Origin of the sequence: Nocardioides ungokensis (genome assembly GCF_013466985.1) — a bacterium.
GTDB lineage: Bacteria > Actinomycetota > Actinomycetes > Propionibacteriales > Nocardioidaceae > Nocardioides > Nocardioides ungokensis.
Genome location: NZ_CP059164.1, coordinates 124,840 through 148,370 on the forward strand (window position 1 = coordinate 124,840; position 23,531 = coordinate 148,370).

Consider the following 23,531-nt stretch of genomic DNA (forward strand, 5'->3'; position numbering starts at 1 on the left):
AACTGACCGCCGACCATGTAGCTCTCCAGCTTGGTCATGTTGACCCCGTTGGTCGCGAAGCCGCCGAGCGCCTTGTAGAGCGCCGCCGGGAGGTTGCGCACGTTGAAGATGAAGCTGGTCACGACCGGGCCGTTGCCCGCCGGCGCCTCGACGAGCTCGCGGGAGAGCACGACGAAGCGGGTGGTGTTGTGCTCCTCGTCCTCCACGTCGTCAGCCAGGACCTGCAGCCCGTAGATCTCCGCGGCCAGCGGCGGGGAGATCGCGGCCTGGGTGGGGTCCCCGAACTCGGCGACCTCGCGGGCCGCCCCGGCGGTGTCACCCGCGATGACCGGCCGGAGGCCGTGCTCGCGGATGATCTTGCGGCACTGGCCCAGGGCGTGCACGTGGCTGTGCACCGTGCGGACCTGGTCGAGCGAGGAGCCCGGGATCCCCATCAGGCTGAACCGGATCCGCAGGAAGTGCTCGGCGATGATGTGCAGGTGCGAGGCGGGCAGGAAGTGGTGGATGTCCGCGACCCGGCCCGCGATCGAGTTGTCGATCGGGATCATCGCCAGGTCGGCCTCGCCGGACTCCACGGCGGCGAAGACGTCCTCGAACGACGCGCAGGCCAGTGCCTCCCACTCGGGGTAGTGCTCCTTGCACACCAGGTGTGAGTTGGCGCCGGGCTCGCCCTGGTAGGCGATCCGCTGCGTGGCAGGTCCGTCGGTCACGCGCCCGATGGTCCCACGCCTGCGCGCGCTGCCCCGGGCAGTGACCACCCGTTGACCGGTCGGCGACTCTCCTGTGGACTCTCGGGCGGGGCACCGCAGGTTGGGAGGCGCCGCTCCCTAGGCTTCGACCCGTGTGGATCCTCGCCTCGGCTGCCCTCCTGATCGCCCTTGCCGCGCTGGTGTTCGCGGTGCTCGCGCTGCGCCGGCTCAGCCTCACCCGTCGCGCCTCGAGCGCCGAGGCGCTGCCCCAGGACGTCTACGGGCTGCGGCAGGAGGTGGCCGCGCTGCGGGCCGAGGCCCGCGACGCCCTGCGCCACCTCGCGGTGGTGCGCTACGACGCGTTCGGCGACATGGGCGGCCACCTGTCCTGGTCGGTGGCGCTGCTCGACGACAGCGGCCACGGCGTCGTGCTCACGTCGATCCACGGCCGCAGCGACTCGCGGACCTACGCCAAGAGCATCTCCGCCTGGTCCTGCGAGCAGCAGCTGTCGCCGGAGGAGCAGGAGGCGATCGAGCACGCGCGTCCGTGAGGTCGCCGCTTGCAGGACTCCCCGGCTGGCCGGTGACTCCTGTGCTTGTCAGCCGATGCAACGGCCGACAAGCACCAGTTCTGGCCGACAACCCCCGCCGGGTCAGGGCTCCAGGGTGTAGCCCAGCCCGCTGGTGGTCACGAGGTGGCGCGGGTGCGCCGGGTCGTCCTCGAGCTTGCGGCGCAGCTGCGCGGCGTACACCCGCAGGTAGTGGGTCTCGTGCGCGTACGCCGGGCCCCACACCTCGCGCAGGATCTGCTGCCGGTCCACCAGCCTGCCGACGTTGCGGGCCAGCAGCTCCAGGAACGCCCACTCGGTGGGGGTGAGGCGTACGTCGGTCCCGGCCCGGGTCACCCGCTTGCGGGCCAGGTCGATGACCAGGTTGCCCACCTCCACGACCGACGTGGTCGGTGCCGCCTCCTGGCTGCGGCGCACGGCCGCGCGGAGGCGGGCCATCAGCTCGTTCATCGCGAACGGCTTGGTGACGTAGTCATCGGCACCGAGATCGAGCGCCTCCACCTTGTCCTCCCCGTGCTGGCGGGCGGAAAGCACGACGATCGGCACCGACGTCCACCCGCGCAGGCCGGCGATGACCTCGGTCCCGTCCATGTCGGGGAGCCCGAGGTCGAGCACCACGACATCGGGGTGCCGTTCCGCGGCCGCCGCCAGCGCGCCGTGGCCGTCGGCCGCCGTGACGACCTCCCACCCATGGGCGCGCAGGTTGATCGCGAGCGCCCGGGCCAGGGCAGGCTCGTCGTCGACGACCAGCACGCGGTAGGTCATCAGTCCTCGCTCTCGGGAAGGCTCTCGGGGAGGTCACGAGGCACGGAGAGGACCATCGTCAGCCCACCCCCGGGCGTGTCCTCCGCGACCAGCGTCCCGCCCATGGCCTCGGCGAGGCCGCGGGCCACGGCGAGCCCGAGGCCCAGGCCGCCCGAGCTCGTGTCACCGAGGCGCTGGAACGGCTCGAACATCCGCTCCCGCTGCTCGAGCGGTACGCCGGGACCGCGGTCGATCACCAGCACGGACACCTCACGGTCGAGCACCTGGGCCACCACCCGCACCGGCTCGCCGGCCGAGACCCGCACGGCGTTCGAGACGAGGTTGGCGACGACCCGCTCGAGCAGGCCGGCGTCGGTGCGCACCAGGGGTGCGGACTCCTCAAGCTCCAGCACACGACGCTGCCCGGCGGCTGCCCGGCGACTGCCAGCGGCAGGATCTCCTCGAGGCTGCGTGGGTGCAGCACCGGGCGCAGCAGGCCGGTCTGCAGTCGCGACAGGTCGAGCAGGTCGTCGATCAGGTGCTCGAGCTGGTCGGTGGCGCTGTCGACGGCCTCGACCAGCGCACGCCGGTCGGCGGGGTCGAGGGCCGGGCCGCCCGAGACGAGCCCGTCGACGGCTGCCCGCATCGTCGCGAGGGGGGTGCGCAGGTCGTGGGAGACCGCGCGCAGGATGGCGGTGCTGGTCGCGTCCGCCCGTTCGAGCGCCACGGCACGGTTCTCCCGCTCGCGCAGCCGGCGGTACTCCAGCACGAGGCCGGTCTGGACGGCGAAGCCCTCGAGCACCCGCTGGTCCGTCGCCCGCAGCGACGCGCCACACAGGGCGAGCAGGTGGTGGTCGTCGACGGTGACGCGGGAGTCGGCCTCGTCGGGCACCTGGGCCGGGCGCGGACCACTGGCCGCGACCAGCCGCCAGGTCCCGTCCGAGCGCGAGAGCAGTGAGACGGAGTCCTGGGAGAACGTCTCGCGCAGCCGCTCGACGATCGCCTCGGCGGTGTCCTGCCCGGTCAGCACCGACTGCGAGAGGGACGCAAGGGTCGCCGCCTCGGCCCGGGCGCGCGCGGCCTCGGAGCCGCGGCGCGATGCCCGGTCCACCACGGTGGCCACGCCGGCAGCGACCGCGACGTAGATCAGCAGCGCCACGAGGTTGGTCGGCTCGGCGATCGTCAGCCGATGGACCGGCGGGGTGAAGAACCAGTTCAACGCCAGGAAGCCGACCAGGGCCGCGAACAGCGCCGGCAGCGTCCCCCCGACCAGGGCGACCAGGACGGTGCCCGCCAAGAAGAGCAGGACGGCCAGGGGCAGCTGGCGGGTCTGGTCGAGCGACTGCAGGCACGCGGTGATCAGCACGGGCAGCAGGAGCGCCAAGAGCCAGCCGAGAGCCTGCCGTCGTCGGCTCAGCGGTGAGAGTGACAGGCGGGCGCGGAGCGCGCCGGCGACCTGTTCGTGGGTGACCAGGTGGACGTCGATCGAGTCCGCCAAGGACGCGATCTTGTCGCCCGTGGAGCCGGTGAACAGCCGGCGCAGCCGACTGTGGCGGGAGACCCCGACGACGATCATGGTGGCGTTCGCACCGCTGGCGAAGTCGACCACCGCCTGGGCGACGTCCTCGCCGACGACCGAGTGGAAGGACCCGCCGAGGGCCTCGACGAGCTGCTGGGAGCGAGCGATGCGGCTGTCGTCGACGTTGCGGAGGCCGTCGGTGGCGATGACGTGCACCGCGATGAGCTCCGACCCGGCCGCTCGCTGGGCTAGCCGGGCACCACGACGCAGCAGCGTCTCGCTCTCGTCGCCACCGGTGACCGCGACGACGATCCTCTCCTTGGTCGGCCAGGGCGCCGCGATGTCGTGGGCACGCCGATAGTCGTCGAGGGCGTCGTCGACGCGGTCGGCCAGCCAGAGGAGCGCGAGCTCGCGCAGGGCGGTGAGGTTGCCGACCCGGAAGTACGACGCCAGCGAGGCGTCGATCTGCTCGGGCCGGTAGATGTTGCCGTGCGCCATCCGGCGGCGCAGCGCATCGGGGGCCATGTCGATCAGCTGGATCTGGTCGGCGGTGCGGACCACGTCGTCGGGCACGGTCTCGCGCTGCCGGACGCCGGTGATCCGCTCCACCTCGTCGTTGATCGACTCCAGGTGCTGGATGTTGACGGTGGTGATGACGTCGATCCCTGCGGCGCGGAGGTCCTCGACGTCGGCGGCCCGCTTCGCGTGCCGGCTGCCCGGCACGTTGGTGTGGGCGAGCTCGTCGACCAGCACGACGGCGGGCTTGCGGGCCAGGATGGCGTCGGTGTCCATCTCGGTGAAGGTCGTGCCCCGGTAGTCGATCTCCTGTCGCGGCACCACTTCGAGCCCCTCGAGCATGGCGAAGGTCTTGGCGCGACCGTGGGTCTCGACGAACCCCACCACCACGTCGGTGCCCCGCTCGCACCGGCGCCTGGCCTCGTCGAGCATGGCGTAGGTCTTCCCGACGCCGGGAGCGGCGCCGAGGTAGACGGTCAGCCGGCCTCGACGCCGCTCCTCCTCCATGCCTCGATCCTGCCAGTCGGTCATCCGTTTGCGGACGCACCAGCGGCCCGGAGCACGGCGATGTTGAGCTCGAGGACGTTGACCCGGGGCTCCCCGAGCACGCCCAGCGTGCGACCGGCGGTGTGCTGGTCGACCAGCCGCCGGACCTCGCCCACGGTCAGACCGTTGGCGTGCGCGACCCTGGGGACCTGCAGCTCGGCGTACGCCCGGGAGATGTCCGGGTCCAGCCCCGATCCGGACGCGGTCAGGGCGTCCGGGGGCACGGCGCTTGGGGCCACACCGTCACGCCGGGCGATCGCGGCCCGGCGCTTCTCGACTGCCGCGATCAGGTTGGGGTCCTCGGGCCCGTAGTTGCTCCCGTAGCTGTTGAGCGGGTCCCAGCCGGCGCCGGCAGCCGAGGGTCGGGGCGCGAAGAGGTTCCTGCCGTCGGTCCGCTGGCCCAGGAGGGCCGAGCCGACGGCGTCCTTCGGGTCGGTGACGTGCCGGCCGGCCGCATCGACGAGCGAGCCGTTCGCCTGCCACGGCATCGCCACCTGGGCGATACCCGTGATCGCCAGTGGATAGGCCAGGCCCAGCACCAGCGTCATCAGCACCAGCGTGCGCAGGCCCGCGAGGCTGTGTCGGAACAGTGCGTGGAGGTCGTTCATGGTCTGGATGCCTTTCAGAGGCCGGGGATCAGCGAGATGAACAGGTCGAGCAGCTTGATGCCCAGGAAGGGTGCGACCAGGCCGCCGACGCCGTACACGAGCAGGTTGCGGCGCAGCAGGTCCGACGCGGACGACGGCCGGTAGTGCACGCCCCGCAGCGCCAACGGGATCAGCGCGACGATGATCAGCGCGTTGAAGACGACCGCGGAGACGATCGCGGACTGTGGGCTCGACAGCTGCATGACGTTGAGGACGTGCAGGTGCGGAAAGGCCACCACGAACATCGCCGGCAGGATCGCGAAGTACTTCGCGACGTCGTTGGCGATCGAGAAGGTGGTCAGTGCGCCCCGCGTGATCAGCAGCTGCTTGCCGATCTCGACGATGTCGATCAGCTTGGTGGTCGGGTCGGAGTCGAGGTCGACCATGTTGCCGGCCTCCTTGGCGGCCATGGTGCCGGTGTTCATGGCGACGCCGACGTCGGCCTGGGCCAGTGCGGGCGCGTCGTTCGTCCCGTCCCCGCACATGGCGACCATCCGGCCACCCTCCTGCCTTGCGGATCAGAGCCATCTTGTCCTCGGGCGTGGCCTCGGCGAGGAAGTCGTCGACACCGGCCTCCTCGGCGATGACCCGGGCGGTGATGGCGTTGTCGCCGGTGATCATGACGGTGCGGATGCCCATCGCGCGCATCGCGTCGAAGCGCTCGCGGATGCCGTCCTTGACGACGTCCTTCAGGTGGATGACCCCGAGCAGCCGCGCTGGATCGGCCCCCACCTGCTCCGCGACGACCAGTGGCGTCCCGCCCGTCGCGCTCACCTTCTCGACCAGGGCGTCGAGCTCGTCGGAGAGCCTGCCCCCGGTGCTGTGCACCCACTTCGTCACCGCGGAGCTCGCCCCCTTGCGGACCACCCGGTCCGGCAGGTCGATGCCGCTCATCCGGGTCGTCGCCGAGAAGTGCATCAGCGAGGCGCCGTCGGGGAGCCGGTCGACCGACCGGCCACCCTGCGTCTCGACCAGGTCGACGATGCTGCGACCCTCCGGGGTCTCATCGGCCAACGACGCCAGCAGGGATGCCTCGGCGATCAGATCGGCGTCCACACCGGCGAGTGGCAGCAGCTCGGTGGCGCGGCGGTTGCCGTGCGTGATGGTGCCGGTCTTGTCGAGCAGGAGTACGTCGACGTCCCCCGCCGCCTCGACCGCGCGACCGGACATGGCCAGCACGTTGCGCCGCACGAGGCGGTCCATCCCGGCGATCCCGATCGCCGACAGCAGGGCGCCGATGGTCGTCGGGATCAGGCAGACCAGCAGTGCGGTGAGGACCACGATCGACTGGCCGGCGTGGCTGTACCTCGCCAAGGGGTACAGCGTCACGACCACGACCACGAAGATGACCGTCAGCGCGACCAGCAGCACGTTGAGCGCGATCTCGTTGGGGTGCGCTGCCGCTCCGACCCCTCCACCAGTGCGATCATCCGGTCCACGAAGGAGTGGCCCGGCTCGGAGGTGATCCGGACGACGATCCGGTCCGACAGCACCACGGTGCCGCCCGTGACCGCGCTCCGGTCACCACCCGACTCCCGGATCACCGGCGCGGACTCACCGGTGACGGCCGACTCGTCGACGCTGGCCACACCCTCGATGACGTCACCGTCACCCGGGATCCGTTCGCCCGCGGCGACCACCACCACGTCCCCGGCGCGCAGCTGCGTGCTCGCCACCTCGTCGGTCGGGAGCGCGGCCAGGTTGCCGGTGTACGTCAGCTGGTCGCGGCCGCCGCGTACGCGGCGAGCCATGGTCTCCGCCTGCAGGGCGCGAAGGCTGGCCGCCTGCGCCTTGCCCCGACCCTCGGCCACCGACTCGGCGAGGGTGGCGAAGACGACAGTCAGCCACAGCCACACCGTGACGAGCCACGCCATCACGCTCGGGTGCACGACCGCCATCACCGTGGTGGCCGCAGCCCCGATCTCGACGACCAGCATGACCGGTGCGCCGACGAGCTCGCGTGGGTCGAGCTTGCGGAAGGCGCCGGGCAGTGCCGAGACGAGCTGCTCGGTCACCGACCGCTGGACCGGCGCGGGCTTGTGGTGGTGTGTCTTCGGTGCCCGGTGAGAACGGGGCTCGGGTGTTGGTGCTCTGCGTGCTCATGCGAGTGACTCCACGATCGGACCGAGGACAAGGGCGGGGACGTAGGTCAGTCCGACCACGATCAGCGCGACCCCGGTGAGGAGAGCCACGAAGAGTGGCTTGGTGGTGGGAAGGGTGCCGGCGCTCGTGGGCAGGTGCTGGCGGGAGGCGAACCTCCCGGCGAGCGCCAGCACGAAGACGATCGGCAGGAAGCGCCCGATGAGCATGCACAGGCCCAGCAGGGTGTTCCAGAACGGCGTCCCGGAGGTGAGCCCGGCGAAGGCGCTGCCGTTGTTGTTGGACGCCGAGGTCACGGCGTACAACGCCTCGGAGAGGCCGTGCGGTCCGGACGCCTGGAGCCCCGCCAGTCCCGCGTCGGCGGAGAGGGCGACGGCCGCGCCGGTGAGCACCAGCACAGGGGTGGTGAGCACGTAGAACGCGACGAGCACGATCTCGGACTGCCCGATCTTCTTGCCGAGGTACTCCGGGGTGCGACCCACCATCAGTCCCGAGAGGAACACGGTGACGACGGCGAGCATGAGCATGCCGTAGAGACCCGAGCCGACACCGCCCGGCGCGACCTCGCCGAGCATCATGTTGAACATGGCGACACCGCCTCCGGGTGCGGTGAACGAGTCGTGCATGGAGTTGACGGCGCCGTCGACGTCCCCGTCGTCGCGGCGCCGAACAGGGCAGAGGCCGCGGTGCCGAACCGCATCTCCTTGCCCTCCAGCGCGCCGCCCGCCGCGGCGGGCGCCGATCCGTGGCCGGCCATCTCCGCCCACGTCAGGAGGGCGATCGAGATGCCCAGCAGGATCGCCATCACCGCGAGGATCGCGAAACCCTGGCGGCGGTCGCCGACGATGATGCCGAAGGCCCACGCCATCGCGAACGGGATCACCAGGAGCAGGAAGATCTCGAGCAGGTTGGTGAACGGCGTCGGGTTCTCGAACGGGTGCGACGAGTTGGCGTTGTAGAAACCGCCGCCGTTGGTGCCGAGCTCCTTGATGGCCTCCTGGCTGGCCACCGGCCCGCCGGTCACGTGCTGGACGCCGCCGGTGAGCGTGTGGACGGCATGGGGGTCCGCCAGGTTCTGGACCGCACCGAAGGCGATCAGCACGAGTGCACTCACGATCGCGATCGGGAGCAGCACGCGAACGGTGCCCCGGACCAGGTCGACCCAGAAGTTGCCGACCCGCCCGTCCTGGGCGGAGCGGGCCAACCCGCGGGCGAGGGCTGCGGCGACGGCCATGCCGACCGCGGCCGAGGCGAAGTTCTGCACGGTCAGGCCCGACATCTGGAACAGGTGACCGGTCGCCGCCTCGCCGGAGTACCACTGCCAGTTGGTGTTGGTCACGAAGGAGACGGCCGTGTTCCAGGCGCCGTCGCTGGGCAGGGCACCGAACCCGAGCGAGAGCGGCAGGTGCTGCTGGAGCCGCCCGAAGGCGAACAGGACGAGGATGCTGGCGAGGGAGAAGCCCAGCACCGACATCGAGTAGGTGCGCCAGTGCTGGTCGGCCTCGGGGTCGACGCGCAGCAGCCGGTACGACGCCCGCTCGACGGCCAGGTGCGGCTCACTCGTGTACACATGGGCGAGGAGGCGGCCGAGGAACGGCACCGTCACCGCCAGGAGCACCACGAGAGCAAGGATCTGGCCGAGCGCGGGGAGGGTCGCGCTCATCGGCTCCACCGCCGGTCGATGGCGCCGACCAGCAGCGCTGCAAGGGCGAAGAACGCCAGGGTCACGAGGATGTAGACGAGGTCAGCCACATCTCCATGGTCGAGACCGCCGGCGACCGATCAGCACCCTCTTGATGCTTCCTTGACAGCACGGAGGCGCATCTTGACGACACTCGACGGCGGGTGTCCCGACTGGTCAGGGAACCATCAGTACCCGCGGCCGGGCCGTCAGGGATCCATCAAGGACCCGCCGGACACGGCGGGTCGACCTTGACTGGTGGCATGACCAGCTCGTACCGCACGCCGACCTTGACGGACCTTCCCGAGGTCCGCTTCGGCCTCGCCGAAGCGGCAGTCCTCGTGGTCGCGACCGCGTGCCACGTGCTGGACGTCGCCCCTCGCGTCGGGCTGGTGCTGCTGACCCTCGTCGTGGTGGGCTCGGCTGCGTACCTGCCGCCGCGGTTCACGGTGGCTGTGGCGGTGAGTGCGTGGGCGTTCCTGACCGGTCTCGTGGTGCACGTCGGGGGCCAGCTCACCTTCCGTGCTGCGGACCTCGACCGCCTGGGCCTGCTGGTGCTGGTTGCGTCGCTCGCCGCCTCGGGCGCGGCATCGGTGCGGCACGTCCGCCGGCGTCAGCCCGGACCGTCGTACGCCGAGGCCCGGACGCCGCGGGTCGGGTCGAGCGTCGGCGGGTTAGCCCACGTGGACGTGCGGCCGTCGCTTGCGATCCGGCTCCGCACGACGCAGCACCTCGCGCGTGACCGGGGCGACCTCGCCCACGCCGAAGAAGAGGAACCGCAGGATCTGGACGATCGGGTTGCCCTCGGTCCACTCGAAGTAGATGTGAGGCTTGACACCGGTCTGGTCCCGGATGTGCAGCAACAGCGCGGCGATCGCGTTCGGCACCGACGAGGACTCGAAGCTCAGCACCCGGCGGGTGCCGTGGCGCACCTGGCCGTGCACCTCGAGCGTGGTCTCGAAGTCGGACGGGTCGGTGAGGGTCACCTCGACGAAGATGATGTCGCCCTCGTCCTGCAGGTCGTTGTCTGCCACCACCTGGCGCATCTTCGCGACGTACTCCTCGGCGTCTCCGGCGTCGGGCTCGTTGGCGATGAGACGGATGCTGCGGCGGGCGCAGTCACGCATGAACCGATCGGCGGTCGCGTCCAGCTCGATCGAGGTGGCGCGGGCTCGAAGGCGCGGCTCACCCGCGACCACAGGGACACACCGATGATCGCGGCGATGAAGCAGGCGCCGATCTTGACGCCGTCGGGCCGCTCCACGACGTTGTCGATCGTCGTGTAGACGAACACGGCGGCGACCAGGGCGAAGCCGACCGTCCGCCAGCGTTGGCCCGCCCGGCGGCGGCCAGGGTGACGGCCACGGCAGCCGACGTCATCAGGACCAGGACCCCGGTGGCGTAGGCCCCGCCCTGCGCGTCCACGCTGGCGTTGAAGATCCAGGTGACGAGGAACGCGACCGCAGTGAGCACCAGCACCAGAGGCCGGACTGCCCGGGCCCAGTCCGGCGCCATGCCGTAGCGGGGCAGGTAGCGCGGGATGAGGTTGAGCATCCCCGCCATCGCCGAGGCACCGGCGAACCACAGGATCGCGATCGTCGAGGCGTCGTACACGGTGCCGAAGACGGTGCCGAGCTCCTCGTGGGCGAGGTAGGCGAGCGCGCGCCCGTTGGCCTGGCCACCGGGCTCGAACTTCTGGGCCGGGATGAGGAGCGTGGTGACGGTGCTGCTCGCCACCAGGAAGACGCTCATGATGAGCCGCGGTGGTGAGCAGCCGCTTCGCTCCGCGGATCCTGCCGGTGGGCTCCACCTCGGTGTCGGTGGGGTCACCCTCGACCTGCGGCATCACCGCGACGCCGGTCTCGAAGCCGGAGAGGCCGAGGGCCAGCTTCGGGAACACCAGCAGCGCGATCCCGACCATCGCCAGCGGGTTGCCGTGCTCCTTGGTCAGTGCGCTGGTCCAGTCGGTCACGAGCGTGGGGGACGTCGCCACCTCCCACAGCGAGTAGCCCACGACGACGGCGTTCAGGGCCAGGTAGACGCCCACCAGGACGACGGCGAGCCCGATCGCCTCCTTGAACCCGCGCAGGAAGACGGCGCCGAGTGCGCCCAGCAGCACGAGCGTGATCAGCATCTGCTGGTCGTGCAGGAACCCCGGGATGTGCGGGTTCTCCACCACGTGCGCGGTGGCGTCGGCGGCCGAGAGCGTCATCGTGATCAGGAAGTCGGTGGCGGCGAAGCCGAGCAGGACCAGGACGAAGAGCTTCCCCTGCCAGAACGACAAAAGCCGCTCCAGCATGGCGATCGAGCCCTCGCCGTGCGGCGACTCCTCGGCGACCCGGCGGTAGACCGGCAGCGCGCCGAAGAGGGTCAGCGCCACCAGGACGAGTGTGGCGAGGGGGGAGAGCAGGCCGGCGGCGAGGGCCGCGATGCCGGGTTGGTAGCCCAGGGTGGAGAAGTAGTCGACGCCGGTGAGGCACATGACCCGCCACCAGGCGTGTCGCCGGTGCTCCGGCGCGGGCACGCCGTGTGGACCCTGGTGCTGGTGGCCGCGCTCCTCCATCCCGGACAGCAGCCATCCCCGGAAGCTGCTGCGCGGAGCCTGGTCCGGGGTCGCGGGACCCACGCCGGGGGACGTGCTGGTGCTCATGCCCCAACCCTGCCCTCTAGGGTGCCGCGGTCCCTCATCCAAGCGGGCCACCCCGGCCCTTCTTTACGGTTCCTTGACGCTCAGCGGGGGACGCGCACCAGCAGGCGCCCGTGCACGCACTGCATCCGCAGCTCGCGGCCGGGGCCGATGGAGTCGCCGTCGAGCTGACGGGGGGTGTCGGTGCCGGCGCGGACCACGACGGAGGTGCCGGTCATCCGGTTCACCAGCTCGTCGGTGTGCTTGAGCTTGAGCAGCACCCGCCAGGCCAGCGGGATCCAGGAGAAGAAGTTGCGCGGGTGCAGGATCACCACGTCGAGCAGGCCGTCGTCGATGGCGGCGTCGGGCAGCAGCGGCAGGCCGGCCTGGAGGAAGCCGACGTTGCCGACGACCACGGTGCGGGCGCGGTGCCGGGTGAACTCGCCCCCGTCCACGGAGATCTCCACCCGGACGGCCGGGAACATCAGCGACTTCAGGCCCGACAGCACGTAGGCGACCCAGCCCACCCGGTTCTTGAGGTCCTCGTTGACGCCCTCCATGATCGCGGCGTCGAAGCCCATGCCCGCCATCACCATGAAGTTGGTGTCCTCGATCCCGTCACCGGCGACCTCGACCATGTCGATGGCCCGGTCCTGGCCGTTGAGGGCGACGTCGATGGCCGCGCGGATGTAGAGCGGGATGCCGAGGTTGCGGGCCAGGAGGTTGCCGGTGCCGGCGGGCACGATCCCCACCGGGATGCCGGTGCCGGCGAGCTCGGCGCAGACCTCGCGCACGGTGCCGTCGCCCCCGCAGACGATCACGAGGTCGGCTCCCGCGACCGCGGCGGCCTCGGCCATGCCGGTGCCGGGGTCCTCGACCGTCGTGTAGTGCCAGGTCGGCTCGGACCAGCCTGCCTCCGCCGCCATCGTGGACACGATCGCGCGGAACTGGCCCGCGTCCTCCACCTTGATCGGGTTCAGCACCACCGCTAGGCGGCGCCCCGACGGCAGGACCTCCGGCAGCGGCTCGGTGGTCTCGGCGGTGCTGCGGGGCAGCGGGTTGTAGATCGTCAGCCCGAGCAGGACCATCCCGGCGCCGAGCAGGGCGCCGGCGGTGACGTCGCTGATGTAGTGACGGCCCAGCAGCACCCGGTCCGCGCACACGATCAGCACGAGCACCGCGCAGAGGACGTAGATGATGCGGCGGGTGCTGGAGCGGCGTACCAGCATCACGGCCAGCACCACGAGGATGCCGCAGAAGGCGGCGATCGAGGAGGCGTGCCCGGACGGGAAGGAGTTGGTGGTCAGGAAGCCCGTCTTGTTCTGCCACGGGGGACGGCCGCGGCCGATCTCGATCTTGATGAACGTCGTCAGCAGCGACGTCGCCACCATCACCACCACGGCGAAGATCGCTGCCCGGCGGTGCTTCTTCAGCAGCAGGCCCCCGGCCACGATCGCGGTCAGGATGCTCATCCCGATCGTGGCGAACGCCACCTCGATGCCCTTCAGCGGCCAGCGCAGCCAGCCCGTGTCGACCGCCCACCGCTCCGCCGGGTCGCCCCGGTTGTCGATGCTGGTGAGCGGACCCCAGTCGTGGGTGACGAGCACGGCGACCACGCCGAAGAGCGCGAAGCACAGCAGCGCCCAGCTCAGCGTGGTGAGGCGAGGTCGGTCGAGCAAGGGTCTCCTTCGGGGGTGGCCGGGCGGCAACCAGTATGCGGGGTCGGGTTCGTACCCGAGGAGGCGACGCGTAACTCGAATGAACGGTGACGGCGACGGCGGATAGCCTTGCCGACATGACCTCACCCCACGACGAGCCTCGCTGCGCTCTCCTCGCCGAAGGGACCCCGCGATGATCGACCCGCGCGTGCTCCGCGACGAGCCCGACCGCGTTCGTGCCGCCCAGGCGAAGCGCGGCCTGTCCGGCGACGTCGTGGACCGGGCGCTCTCGGCCGACGCCGCCCGTCGTACGGCGATCGTCGCCTTCGAGGCCAAGCGCGCGGAGCAGAAGCAGCTCGGAAAGCTGATCCCGAAGGCGCAGGGCGAGGAGAAGCAGGCGCTGCTGGCGCAGACCAAGACGCTCGCCGCCGAGGTCAAGCAGGCCGAGGCCGCGCAGGTCGCCGCCGAGGAGGAGTGGCAGTCGGCGCTGATGTCGATCCCCAACATCGCCGCCGACGAGGCGCCGGCCGGCGGCGAGGACGACTACACCGTGATCGAGACGGTGGGCACGCCGGCCGAGTTCGACTTCGAGCCGCGCGACCACATCGAGCTCGGCAAGATCCTCGGGGCGATCGACATCGAGCGCGGCGCCAAGGTGTCGGGCTCGCGCTTCTACTTCCTCACCGGGGTCGGTGCCGAGCTCGAGTTCGCGCTGATCAACCTGGCCAACGAGACCGCCCGCGAGCACGGCTTCACCCAGGTGATCGCGCCGTCGATGGTGAAGCCCCGGGCGATGGACGGCACCGGCTTCCTCGGCCAGGCCGCCGACGACGTCTACCGGATCGAGGGCCAGGACATGTACCTCGTCGGGACCTCGGAGGTCCCGATGGCGGCGTACCACTCCGACGAGATCCTCGACAGCGCCTCGCTGCCGCTGCGCTACGCAGCGTTCAGCCCCTGCTTCCGCAAGGAGGCCGGCTCGCACGGCAAGGACACCAAGGGCATCATCGGGTGCACTGGTTCGACAAGGTCGAGATGTTCGTCTACACGACCGTCGAGGAGTCGTACGCCGAGCACCAGCGGCTGCTGGAGATCGAGAAGTCGTTCCTCGACAAGCTCGAGCTCGCCTACCAGGTCATCGACACCGCGGCCGGTGACCTCGGGCTGTCGGCGATCCGCAAGTTCGACTGCGAGGCGTGGATCCCCACCCAGGGGAAGTACCGCGAGCTCACCTCCACCTCGAACTGCACCGAGTTCCAGTCCCGACGCCTCGACATCCGGGGCCGGTTCCCCGAGGGCGTGAAGCACCTCGCCACCCTCAACGGCACCCTCTGCGCGTCGACCCGCACGATCGTGGCGATCCTGGAGACCCACCAGCAGGCCGACGGCTCCGTCCGGGTGCCCAAAGCCCTGCAGCCGTGGCTGGGTGGCCGCGAGGTCCTCGAGCCGGTCGCGAAGTGAGCGACTCCTCGGTGGCCGAGCACCTCGGGAGCACGAGCTCCTGGCAGCCCAGGCTCGTCGCGCTCGACATCGACGGCACCCTGCTGAAGTGGATCGAGGGTGCCGGCACCACCCACGAGGAGATCGCGCCCGCGGTCCACGAGGCGGTGCAGCGGGCGGTCGACGCGGGCGCCCACATCGTCCTGGCCAGCGGCCGGTCCCCGCACGGCATGATCGGGATCGCCGACCTGCTCGACCTGCACGACGGCGAGCGCGAGCGGCTCTGGGTGGTGGCGAGCAACGGCGCGGTGGTCTTCCGCTACCCGCCGCTGGACGTGGTCCACGAGGAGACCTTCGACGCGGCCCCCGCGGTGACGGCGGTGCTCGAGCACCACCCCAACGCGCTGGTGGCGGTCGAGGAGCGCGGGGTGGGCTACCGCGTCAACCGGCACTTCCCCGACGGGGAGCTGTCCGGGGAGATGACCATCGCCGAGGTCGCCGACATCGTCGCCGGCCCGGTCAGCCGTGTGATCATCCGCGACCCCGACGCGACGGCCGACGACTTCGTCGCGCTCGCGGAGAAGCTGGGGCTGCACGGCACCAACTACGTGGTCGGCTGGACCGCCTGGCTCGACCTGGCACCGGTGGGTGTCTCCAAGGCGTCGGGGCTGCAGCGGGTGGCCGAGGAGCTCGGCGTGGGGCCCGAGGACGTGCTCGCGATCGGCGACGGCCGCAACGACATCGAGATGCTGCAGTGGGCGCACCGCGGGGTGGCGATGGGGCAGGCCGTGGAGGAGGTCCGCACCGCGGCCCACGCCGTCACCGGGTCTGTCTACGACGACGGGGTCGCCACCGAGCTGGACAGATGGTTCGGCGGAGCGGTCGGCGGAGCGTTCGGGGGAGCGTCCGAGTGAGCCTTCCCGCCGAGATCCCCACGGTCAGGCTCCGCCTGCCGCTGATCACCGCCGACGAGCGCGACGACATGCTGGCCGGACGCAGGCGTCCCGAGTGGCACGCCGACTACCCGCGCGAGGACGACCGCGACGCGGTGACGATGCTGCGCGACGGCGCGGACCCCTGGGGGCCCCGGCACATCGTGCGCGCCTTCGACGGGCTGGTCGTCGGCTCGATCGGCTTCTTCGGACCGCCGGCGGACCGCGACGGCACGCCCGAGGCGGAGGTCGGCTACGGCCTGGTCGTGGACGCCCGCGGTCACGGCGCGGCGACCGAGGCGCTGCGCGGGCTGCTCGCCCTCACCGACCACGGTGGGGTGCGCGTCCGCGCGAGCGTGCTGCCCGACAACGCCCCCAGCATCCGGGTCCTCGCCAAGTGCGGGTTCACCGAGCTCCGTGGCGCCAACGAGGACGGCGAGCTCGTGATGGCCCGACCCATCCCGTCGGCCTGACCGGTGGTTGACGTGCGAGCGCAGCGAGCCCCGAAACCCCGGCTGGTCGCCACCGACCTCGACGGCACGCTGGTCCGTTCCGACGGGACCGTCTCCGACTTCACCCGCGACGTGCTGGTCGAGCTCGAGCGTCGCGGCATCCCGGTCGTCTTCGTCACCGGGCGGCCGCTGCGGTGGACCGAGGAGGTCTTCGAGTACGTCGGGGAGCACGGCCTGGCCGTGGTGTCCAACGGAGCGCTGGTCTGGGACGTCGCCCGCTCCGTCCCGCACCTCGAGCGGCCCATCGACCCGGTGCTCGGACTCGAGGCCTGCGCCGAGCTGCGGGCAGCGGTCCCCGGCACGACGTACGCCGTGGAGACGCTGGCGGGGATCGGCCTGGAGCCGGCCTTCATGGAGCGCCACCCGGTGCCCGACGCCGCCCGGCGCGCCCCGGTCACCGAGCTCTTCACCGAGCCGGCCCTCAAGCTGCTGGCCCGCCACGAGGAGCTCGGGCCGCAGGAGTTCTGGGACCGCGCCGAGGAGGCCGTGCAGGGCCGGCTCGTGATCACCTGGTCGTCGACGTCGGCGCTGCTGGAGATCAGCGCGCCCGACGTGACCAAGGCCTCGACGCTGGCGCTGCTGTGCGCCGACCTCGGCGTGGACGCCTCGGAGGTGATCGCGTTCGGGGACATGCCCAACGACCTGCCGATGCTCGGCTGGGCCGGGACCGCCTACGCGATGGCCGATGCCCATCCCACGGTCACGGCGGCCGCCCACCACGTGGCACCGGGCCACGACGAGGACGGCGTCGCGCGGGTGCTGGCTGGTGTCTTCGGCCTGTGATCTGTTTCGATTGGCACGTGTTCGCCACCCTGTCGGTCTCCGGCCGCCGCTTCTTCGCTGCCCTGCTGCTCGCGGGGTGCGCCGTGGTGCTGGGGCAGCTGCCGGCCCACGCCTGCTCGTGCGTGACGGGCCACACGCAGACCCAGACCAAGCAGGCCGACGACGTCTTCTCCGGGACCGTCACGCACGCGAAGCGCACCCGGTCCGGCGGCGGCGCCACGATGACCTACGACGTCGACGTCGAGCGCGTCTACAAGGGCGGCGTCAACACCGACACCGTGCAGGTCACCTCGGACCGGTCGGCCCGCACCTGTGGGCTCGGCGAGCTGCCCGCGAACCGGCGCTACGTCTTCTTCACCAAGACCTCCGGCCAGGAGCTCACCGCCGACACCTGCAGCGGCACGGCACCGGCCGGCGGCCTGCTCGTGCACAAGGTCGAGAAGCTGCTCGGTGGGGGTCACCCGCCGGTGCCGCCCGCGCCCCAGAAGGCCGTCTTCACCCGCGTCGCAGACGCGCAGCCGATGAGCCTGCCGCGGCTCGCGGCCCCGGGCGTGGCCCTGGTGATCGCCGGCCTGCTCGGCCTGATCGTCGTACGCCGTCTGGGCCGGCGCGCCTGAGCCCGGGACGACCCGGGGGTCAGAGGTACATGCCCCCGGACTCGCCCGGCCGGTGCGGCGTCTCGGTGTCGGACTCGGCACCCTGGGGCGGCACCATCCCCTGCGGCAGCGCGCGGCGGATCTGCTCGAACTGTGCCCGCGCCGCCATCTGCTGGGCGTAGATCGCGGTCTGGATGCCGTGGAAGAGACCCTCGAGCCAGCCCACCAGCTGGGCCTGGGCGATCCGCAGCTCGCCCTCGGACGGCGTCTGGTCCTCGGTGAACGGCAGCGTCAGGCGCTCGAGCTCCTCGACCAGCTCCGGTGCGAGGCCCGCCTCGAGCTCCTTGATCGAGGCCTGGTGGATCTCCTTGAGGCGGTTGCGGCTGGCCTCGTCGAGGGGCGCCGCCTTCACCTCCTCGAGGAGCTGGCGGATCATGCTGCCGATCCGCATCACCTTCGCGGGCTGCTCGACGAGGTCGGTGATGGCGCGCTCGTCGCCCTCGCCCTCCTCGCCGGTCTCCCCGTCCTGGGCTGCCTGGGCGATCGCCGAGGCAGGCAGCGACCCCATCGGCTGGCCGTCGGGGCCGATGATGACGACCTGCTGCTCCTGCTCGCCTGGCTTCTCAGTCATGCGCCCCAGCCTAGGTGGTGGCCGGAGACCCTCCGGAACGTCCGTCGGGCTCAGGTGGTGAGCAGGATCTTGCCCATGTGGTCGCCGGACTCCATCAGCGCGTGCGCCGCGCCGGCCTCCTCCAGGGGCATGGTGCCGTGGACGATCGGGCGCACCTGGCCGTCGGCGACCAGCGGCCAGACGTGCTCGACCACGGAGGCGCAGATCGCGGACTTGTCGGCCACCGGCCGACCCCGCAGGTTGGTGGCGATGACGGCGCCGCGCTTGCGCAGCAGGCGGGAGATGTCGAGCTCGCCCTTGCTGCCGCCCTGCATGCCGATGATGACCAGCCGTCCCTCGGTGGCCAGGGCCTCGACGTTGCGGCCGAGGTACTTCGCCCCCATGTTGTCGAGGATCACGTCGGCACCGTGACCGTCGGTCTTCTCCTCGACGACCGCCACGAAGTCCTCGTCGCGGTAGTTGATCGTGACGTCGGCGCCCAGGTCGGCGCAGGCGGCGAGCTTCTCCGGCGTACCCCCGGTGGTGAGGACCCGCGAGCCGTTGGCGGCCGCGAGCTGGATCGCGAAGGTGCCGATCCCTCCGGCGCCGCCGTGGACCAGGAGGTTCTCGCCCGGCTGCAGCGCGGCGACCATGAAGAGGTTGGACCAGACCGTGCAGGCGACCTCGGGCAGTGCCGCGGCGGTCACCAGGTCGATGCCCACGGGGACCGGCATCACCTGGCCGGACGGGACGATCACCGTGGTCGCGTAGCCGCCGCCGGCGAGCAGCGCGCACACCTCGTCGCCCACCGACCAGTCGGTCACGTCGGGGCCGACCGCGGCGATCGTGCCGCTGCACTCCAGCCCGATGATCTCCGAGGCGCCCGGCGGGGGCGGGTAGAAGCCCTGCCGCTGCAGCAGGTCGGCCCGGTTGACGGCCGTGGCGACGACGGAGATGGCGACCTCGCCCGGGCCCGGCTCGGGGTCGGGCAGGTCGGTGACGGTGAGGACGTCGGGGCCGCCGGCCCCGGAGGTGGTCACGGCGCGCATGGCGCCACCCTACGCACGGCTGGTGGGGCTCAGTCCTCGAAGGTGTCGGCGGTGTGGTCGACCGCGCTGTCGTCGGGGACCTCGTCGTCGACGTCGTCCGGGTCGGGGGCGTCGGCGGGCCGGTCCCAGCCCTCGGCGAGCCGCTGCGCCCGCGCGGCCAGTGCCTCCACCTGCTCGGGATTGGCGCCGCTGGAGCCGGCCGCGAGACCCAGCAGGTACGCCGTGACCGGCGCGGCCGGGCGCTCCACCATGTGCGCGACCGTCCGGGCGAGGTCGAGGACCAGCCCCTCGTCGATCTCGGCGTCGAGGTCGAGAACGTCGCACAGTTCGTCGATCCAGTCGTGCAGGTTCACGTCCTCAGGTTTCCCAGATCCTGGCCGGGGTGGCAACCCCTGAGCGTGTCAGTGGACGGAATTGTCGTCCTGGAGGTCGCGGACGTCGGCCCACGTGTCCACGTCGCGGCCCTCCTCGCCGAGCGGCGCGACCTCGGCCAGGTCGAGCAGGGCGAGCAGCCGGTGCAGGGGCATCCCGTGCTGGCCCTCGTGGTCGGGGCGCACCTCGTCGAGCCGGGCGGCGTCGAGGACCCCGGCCAGCTGGCGGCGTCCGCCCGTGTCGGTGAGGAAGGCGCCGTCGCGGCCCTGGGCGGCCTCGTGCAGCCGCCGGAAGGTGTACGGCGTGACCCGGGGCATGTCGACCGCCAGCACCCCGATCGTGGCCGGCTGTCGCGCCAGCGCGTCGCGGCCGGTCAGCAGGGCAGCGACCGGCCCGCCGTACCGGGGGCTCTCGCGGGTGAAGGTCACCGGGCGCGTGGTCGGCACCGGGTCGCCCACCACCACCACCTCGGAGGCGTCGAGCAGCGCGTCGACCGCCCACTCGAGCAGGGTGCGGCCGGCGTGCTCGAGGGAGGCCTTGTCGGCGCCGTCGAGGCGTGCCGCGGTGCCTCCGGCGAGGACGACGCCGGCGAAGCGGGTGGTGCCCGGGGGAAGGTCCACGGCCGCAGTCTCCCAGATACCGCAACGGGTGGAACCCGCGCCACCGCTCCCGATGGCACCCTTGGGTGGGTGAACACGTTGCGCGTCGCCCTGGTCCAGCAGGCCTCGGACCTCGACCCGGTGGTGAACCGGGCCCGTCTCGCCGACCTGGTCCCGGCCGGTGCGGACCTGGTGGTCCTCCCCGAGGCCTTCGCCCGTGACTTCGGGCCGCCCGGCTCCGACGTCAGCGCCTCCGCCGAGCCCGTCGACGGCCCCTTCGCGACCGAGGTGGACAAGGTGGCCGCCGAGCGGGGCACCACCGTGGTCGCCGGGATGTTCGAGCCGGGGGAGGACCCGGGCCGGCCGTTCAACACCCTGGTCGTGCGCGGGGCCGCCGAGGCGGCGTACCGCAAGATCCACCTCTACGACTCCTTCGGCTACCGGGAGTCCGACCGGCTCAGCCCCGGGCCGCTCGAGCCCGTGGTGGTCGAGGTCGGCGGCTTCGTCCTCGGGCTGATGACCTGCTACGACCTGCGGTTCCCGGAGATGGCCCGGGCGCTGGTCGACCGGGGGGCCGAGGTCCTGGTCGTGCCCGCCGCGTGGGTCGCCGGTCCCCGCAAGGTGGACCACTGGCGCACGCTGGTGCGGGCCCGGGCGATCGAGAACACCGTGTTCGTCGTCGCCGCGGGCCAGCCGGCCCCCCGCTACAGCGGGCACTCGCTGGTCGTGGACCCCCTGGGGGACGTGCTGGCCGAGGCCGGTGACGGTCCCGAGACCGTCACCGCGACCCTGGACCGGGACGTGCTCGCCGAGGCACGGCGTACCAATCCCTCGCTGGCCAACCGGCGAATGTAACCTTCCACTCCGTGTCCTCGCCCGTTCCGCGTCGCCGTGCCACCCGGCCGCCGTCGCTGGCGAACCGCGTGCAGGCACGCCTGCGGGGCATCGCCGTCTCCACGGTCCCCCTCGCGGCCGGCTGCCTGGGCCTGCTCGGCGGACTCGCCGCGCTGGTCGCGGCGATGGTGCCCGTCGGGCCCGACTGGCTGGGCGGGGCCGGGGCCGTGGCGGTCGTCAGCATCTACTCCTGGGCGCGCCGCGCGGACCGGCGGCCGGCCGGTCGTCTTCGGGACGCTCGCACTCGCGCTCGGCGTCGTGGTCCTGGTCGCCGACGAGCCGGTGCTGCGCACCGGCGCGGCGGTGATGACCTGCGTCGTCTCCGCGGTCCTCGCCGTCATGGCGACGGTCCCGGCCGTGACGTTCCCGGCGGCCGCGCGCGAGGCGGTCGTCGCCGTGCTGGTCGCCGGCGTCGGCGCCCTGGCCACCGTCGGCTTCGAGCCGGTCATCACGCTGACGCGCTTCGAGTACGCCACCCTCGGCCTCGCCGTCCTCGGCGCCTTCGGGGTGGTCTTCCGCCTCGGCGCCGGCCTGCACGGGCTCGGCCGGCGCGGCATCGTGATCGTCCTGGTCGGCACCGCGGTGCTCGCCCTGACGCTGGCGTACGCCGAGCTCCTGCGCCGCTACGGAACCCCGGGCCTGGTCGCGACCCTGCTGGAGGGCGTGCACTGGAGCCGCAACCACCTCGGCGCCTTCCCGCGCCCGATCGAGTCGGTGCTCGGCATCCCCGCCCTGGCCTGGGGCTGCCACATGCGGGCCCGCCGCCGCCAGGGCTGGTGGGTCTGCGCGTTCGGGGTCGCCGCCACGGCGCCGGTCACCCAGGCCCTGCTCAACCCCACGATCTCGCTGGCGGAGAGCGGGCTGTCGGTCGTGTACGGCGTCGTGGTCGGCCTGGTGCTCGGCTTCGTGCTGATCCGGGCCGACCTCGCCCTCACCGGGCCGCGGGGCTCCCGCGCCCGGCGCGCCGAGGAGGCCGCGGCCGAACGCCCCGAGCCGCCCCGGGTCGCCGCCCTGCAGTGACCCGTCGGCGAGGCGTGCCGACCTGACGAGTCACCCGTCGCTTGCCGGACCAGACCGAAATGACTAGATCGGGCCATGGTCCGTCTGGGGTATGTCGGCGAGGATTGGCGCGCCGCAGCATGCAGTACGCCGCTGCCGCCGATCATCGCGTCTCTTGGGGGAGTTCGCGCCGCCATGCCGGCGGCACGACCGACACGCGCCCGAGTGGCCATCACCTTCGGTCCTTCGGGGAGAACCCATTGTTCGGCAAGCTCGGTCGCGCGGCGACTGTCCTCCTGGTCGCTCTGCCCTGCCTCGTCAGCACCGGGCTGCAGGCGGCCATGCCTGCCGCCGCCGAGGGCGCCGGTCCGGCCACGGATGACGCGACCATCGCCGAGGCCGACCCGTTGCTCGACGACCCCCAGCGGGGTGCCAAGGCGATCCGGCAGCTCGGCGACCAGCTGCCGGTGGCTGCGGCGCGCAACGACCTGGAGCCTGCCCAGCTCCGCTCGCTGCTGCGCAACGACGGGACGGCCTGGGTCGACCCCCAGGGATCGGTCTTCTACGTCGACCCTGCCCCAGCGGGGGCAGCCGGCTCGGCTGCTTCCGCCTCGGCGGCGCCGGCTGCGCCGCTGGCACAGACGTTCTCGCTGCACAGCAACCCGGGCGCGAACCTGACGATCCTGCTCGACTTCGACGGCGCCGACGTGTCCGGGACCGGTTGGAACGACTCCTACGGCGTCACGCCGGGGAGCCAGCCCGCGTGGGACCCGGCAGGCGACGGGGCGGGCTTCAGTGACAGCGAGAAGCTGGCCGTCCAGCAGGTCTGGTCGAGCGTGGCCGAGGACTACGCACCGTTCGACGTCGACGTGACGACCGAGGACACCGGGCCCCAGACACTCGAGCGCGCGTCATCCGCCGACCCGGTGTACGGCACGCGAGTTCTCATCACCCCGGTGACGACCCCTTCTCGAAGATCTGCGCCCGCAACTGCGGAGGGGTGGCCTACCTCAGCGTCTTCGACCGCGTCGGGTCCTACAGCCAGCCGGCCTGGGTGTTCCCGCAGGCGCTGGGCAACGACGCGAAGAACGTCGCCGAGGCCGCAGCCCACGAGGCCGGGCACAACCTCGGCCTCAGCCACGACGGCACGTCGACGCTCGGCTACTACGCAGGCCACGGCCTCTGGGCGCCGATCATGGGCGTGGGCTACGACCGCCCGCTCGTGCAGTGGAGCGCCGGCTCGTACGCCGGCGCCAACAACACGCAGGACGACGTCGCCATCCTGACGGGCTATCTCGGGGCCCGCCCCGACGAGGCCCCTGGCTCGCCCGCCACGCCGTCTGCCCTGCCCGGCGGCACGGCACTCATCGGCACCCGCGACGACGCCGACTCCTACCTCCTGGGCACCTGTGCCCCCGGATCCGTGGTCAACGTGCTCCCCGACCCCACG

Annotated in this window: 19 protein-coding genes and 4 pseudogenes; 9 read left to right on the forward strand and 14 right to left on the reverse strand. The window is 72.0% G+C overall.

The features are described from left to right. Positions 1 to 17 precede the first annotated feature (17 nt). Positions 18 to 758 (reverse strand): annotated as a pseudogene (locus H0S67_RS00600) (prephenate dehydratase); the annotation flags it as partial. An 83-nt stretch (positions 759 to 841) separates the two neighbouring features. Between H0S67_RS00600 and H0S67_RS00605 the strand changes: the two are divergent. Then, the gene (locus tag H0S67_RS00605; RefSeq protein ID WP_246355006.1) at positions 842 to 1,240 is read left to right on the forward strand and encodes a DUF4446 family protein; all 399 of its coding nucleotides are present in this window, start codon (positions 842 to 844) and stop codon (positions 1,238 to 1,240) included. Positions 1,241 to 1,342: 102 nt separating this feature from the next. On the opposite strand, the gene H0S67_RS00610 is transcribed toward H0S67_RS00605, so the two are convergent. The 9 genes and pseudogenes from H0S67_RS00610 to H0S67_RS00640 form a co-directional block, all read right to left on the reverse strand. Beyond that, a complete protein-coding gene (locus H0S67_RS00610; protein WP_180935021.1) occupies positions 1,343 to 2,023 on the reverse strand; it encodes a response regulator in 681 nt (226 codons plus the stop codon). Further along, on the reverse strand, positions 2,023 to 2,328 hold the full coding sequence (locus H0S67_RS24105; protein WP_246355007.1) for a sensor histidine kinase: 306 nt from the start codon (positions 2,326 to 2,328) through the stop codon (positions 2,023 to 2,025). Before H0S67_RS24105 ends, H0S67_RS00610 begins: the two co-directional genes overlap by 1 nt. Continuing rightward, positions 2,256 to 4,544: a sensor histidine kinase gene (locus H0S67_RS00615; protein ID WP_246355008.1), complete on the reverse strand. Its 2,289-nt coding sequence runs from the start codon at positions 4,542 to 4,544 to the stop codon at positions 2,256 to 2,258. The genes H0S67_RS24105 and H0S67_RS00615 overlap by 73 nt, the downstream gene beginning before the upstream one ends. Before the next feature lie 20 nt (positions 4,545 to 4,564). Then, positions 4,565 to 5,191 carry a potassium-transporting ATPase subunit KdpC gene (kdpC, locus tag H0S67_RS00620; RefSeq protein WP_180935022.1) on the reverse strand — a complete coding sequence of 209 codons (627 nt, stop codon included), beginning with the start codon at positions 5,189 to 5,191 and terminating at the stop codon, positions 4,565 to 4,567. 14 nt (positions 5,192 to 5,205) lie between these two features. After that, positions 5,206 to 7,167: pseudogene (kdpB, locus tag H0S67_RS27110) on the reverse strand (potassium-transporting ATPase subunit KdpB). A gap of 162 nt (positions 7,168 to 7,329) precedes the next feature. Next, positions 7,330 to 8,993 (reverse strand): annotated as a pseudogene (gene kdpA / locus H0S67_RS00630) (potassium-transporting ATPase subunit KdpA). 692 nt (positions 8,994 to 9,685) lie between these two features. Further along, positions 9,686 to 10,048, reverse strand: a complete 363-nt coding sequence (locus tag H0S67_RS27115) for a hypothetical protein (protein WP_343050264.1) — start codon at positions 10,046 to 10,048, stop codon at positions 9,686 to 9,688. Continuing rightward, positions 9,994 to 11,661, reverse strand: coding sequence for an APC family permease (locus tag H0S67_RS00635; RefSeq protein ID WP_343050266.1), 1,668 nt, complete (start codon positions 11,659 to 11,661; stop codon positions 9,994 to 9,996). Before H0S67_RS00635 ends, H0S67_RS27115 begins: the two co-directional genes overlap by 55 nt. Before the next feature lie 80 nt (positions 11,662 to 11,741). Then, positions 11,742 to 13,316 carry a bifunctional phosphatase PAP2/diacylglycerol kinase family protein gene (locus H0S67_RS00640; RefSeq protein WP_180935023.1) on the reverse strand — a complete coding sequence of 525 codons (1,575 nt, stop codon included), beginning with the start codon at positions 13,314 to 13,316 and terminating at the stop codon, positions 11,742 to 11,744. A gap of 172 nt (positions 13,317 to 13,488) precedes the next feature. Here H0S67_RS00640 and serS point away from each other — a divergent pair. From serS to H0S67_RS00665, 5 genes and pseudogenes are all read left to right on the forward strand, one after another. Further along, a pseudogene (serS, locus tag H0S67_RS00645) lies at positions 13,489 to 14,756 on the forward strand (serine--tRNA ligase). Continuing rightward, complete coding sequence (locus H0S67_RS00650) at positions 14,753 to 15,649, forward strand: HAD family hydrolase (RefSeq protein ID WP_246355011.1); 897 nt, start codon at positions 14,753 to 14,755, stop codon at positions 15,647 to 15,649. Before serS ends, H0S67_RS00650 begins: the two are co-directional and overlap by 4 nt. Further along, positions 15,646 to 16,140, forward strand: a complete 495-nt coding sequence (locus H0S67_RS00655; RefSeq protein ID WP_246355012.1) for a GNAT family N-acetyltransferase — start codon at positions 15,646 to 15,648, stop codon at positions 16,138 to 16,140. Before H0S67_RS00650 ends, H0S67_RS00655 begins: the two co-directional genes overlap by 4 nt. 12 nt (positions 16,141 to 16,152) lie before the next feature. After that, a complete protein-coding gene (locus H0S67_RS00660; protein WP_219635414.1) occupies positions 16,153 to 16,962 on the forward strand; it encodes an HAD family hydrolase in 810 nt (269 codons plus the stop codon). 17 nt (positions 16,963 to 16,979) lie between these two features. Further along, positions 16,980 to 17,579 (forward strand): hypothetical protein, encoded by a 600-nt coding sequence (locus H0S67_RS00665; RefSeq protein ID WP_180935026.1) that lies wholly within the window; start codon positions 16,980 to 16,982, stop codon positions 17,577 to 17,579. A gap of 19 nt (positions 17,580 to 17,598) precedes the next feature. On the opposite strand, the gene H0S67_RS00670 is transcribed toward H0S67_RS00665, so the two are convergent. From H0S67_RS00670 to mobA, 4 genes are read right to left on the reverse strand one after another with little or no spacing between them, the layout of a single operon-like run. Further along, positions 17,599 to 18,189, reverse strand: a complete 591-nt coding sequence (locus H0S67_RS00670; RefSeq protein WP_180935027.1) for a bacterial proteasome activator family protein — start codon at positions 18,187 to 18,189, stop codon at positions 17,599 to 17,601. A gap of 50 nt (positions 18,190 to 18,239) precedes the next feature. Continuing rightward, positions 18,240 to 19,217 carry an NAD(P)H-quinone oxidoreductase gene (locus tag H0S67_RS00675; protein WP_180935028.1) on the reverse strand — a complete coding sequence of 326 codons (978 nt, stop codon included), beginning with the start codon at positions 19,215 to 19,217 and terminating at the stop codon, positions 18,240 to 18,242. Between the two features lie 29 nt (positions 19,218 to 19,246). Next, positions 19,247 to 19,570 (reverse strand): DUF6457 domain-containing protein, encoded by a 324-nt coding sequence (locus H0S67_RS00680; protein ID WP_180935029.1) that lies wholly within the window; start codon positions 19,568 to 19,570, stop codon positions 19,247 to 19,249. Positions 19,571 to 19,618: 48 nt separating this feature from the next. Then, positions 19,619 to 20,209 (reverse strand): molybdenum cofactor guanylyltransferase, encoded by a 591-nt coding sequence (gene mobA, locus H0S67_RS00685; protein ID WP_180935030.1) that lies wholly within the window; start codon positions 20,207 to 20,209, stop codon positions 19,619 to 19,621. A gap of 69 nt (positions 20,210 to 20,278) precedes the next feature. On the opposite strand from mobA, the gene H0S67_RS00690 reads away from it, so the two are divergent. The 3 genes from H0S67_RS00690 (at position 20,279) to H0S67_RS24115 (ending at position 23,367) form a co-directional block, all read left to right on the forward strand. Next, positions 20,279 to 21,043 (forward strand): carbon-nitrogen hydrolase family protein, encoded by a 765-nt coding sequence (locus H0S67_RS00690; protein WP_246355013.1) that lies wholly within the window; start codon positions 20,279 to 20,281, stop codon positions 21,041 to 21,043. A gap of 297 nt (positions 21,044 to 21,340) precedes the next feature. Then, complete coding sequence (locus H0S67_RS00695; RefSeq protein WP_246355014.1) at positions 21,341 to 22,102, forward strand: hypothetical protein; 762 nt, start codon at positions 21,341 to 21,343, stop codon at positions 22,100 to 22,102. 239 nt (positions 22,103 to 22,341) lie between these two features. Continuing rightward, positions 22,342 to 23,367: a hypothetical protein gene (locus H0S67_RS24115; protein ID WP_246355015.1), complete on the forward strand. Its 1,026-nt coding sequence runs from the start codon at positions 22,342 to 22,344 to the stop codon at positions 23,365 to 23,367. Positions 23,368 to 23,531: the final 164 nt, after the last annotated feature.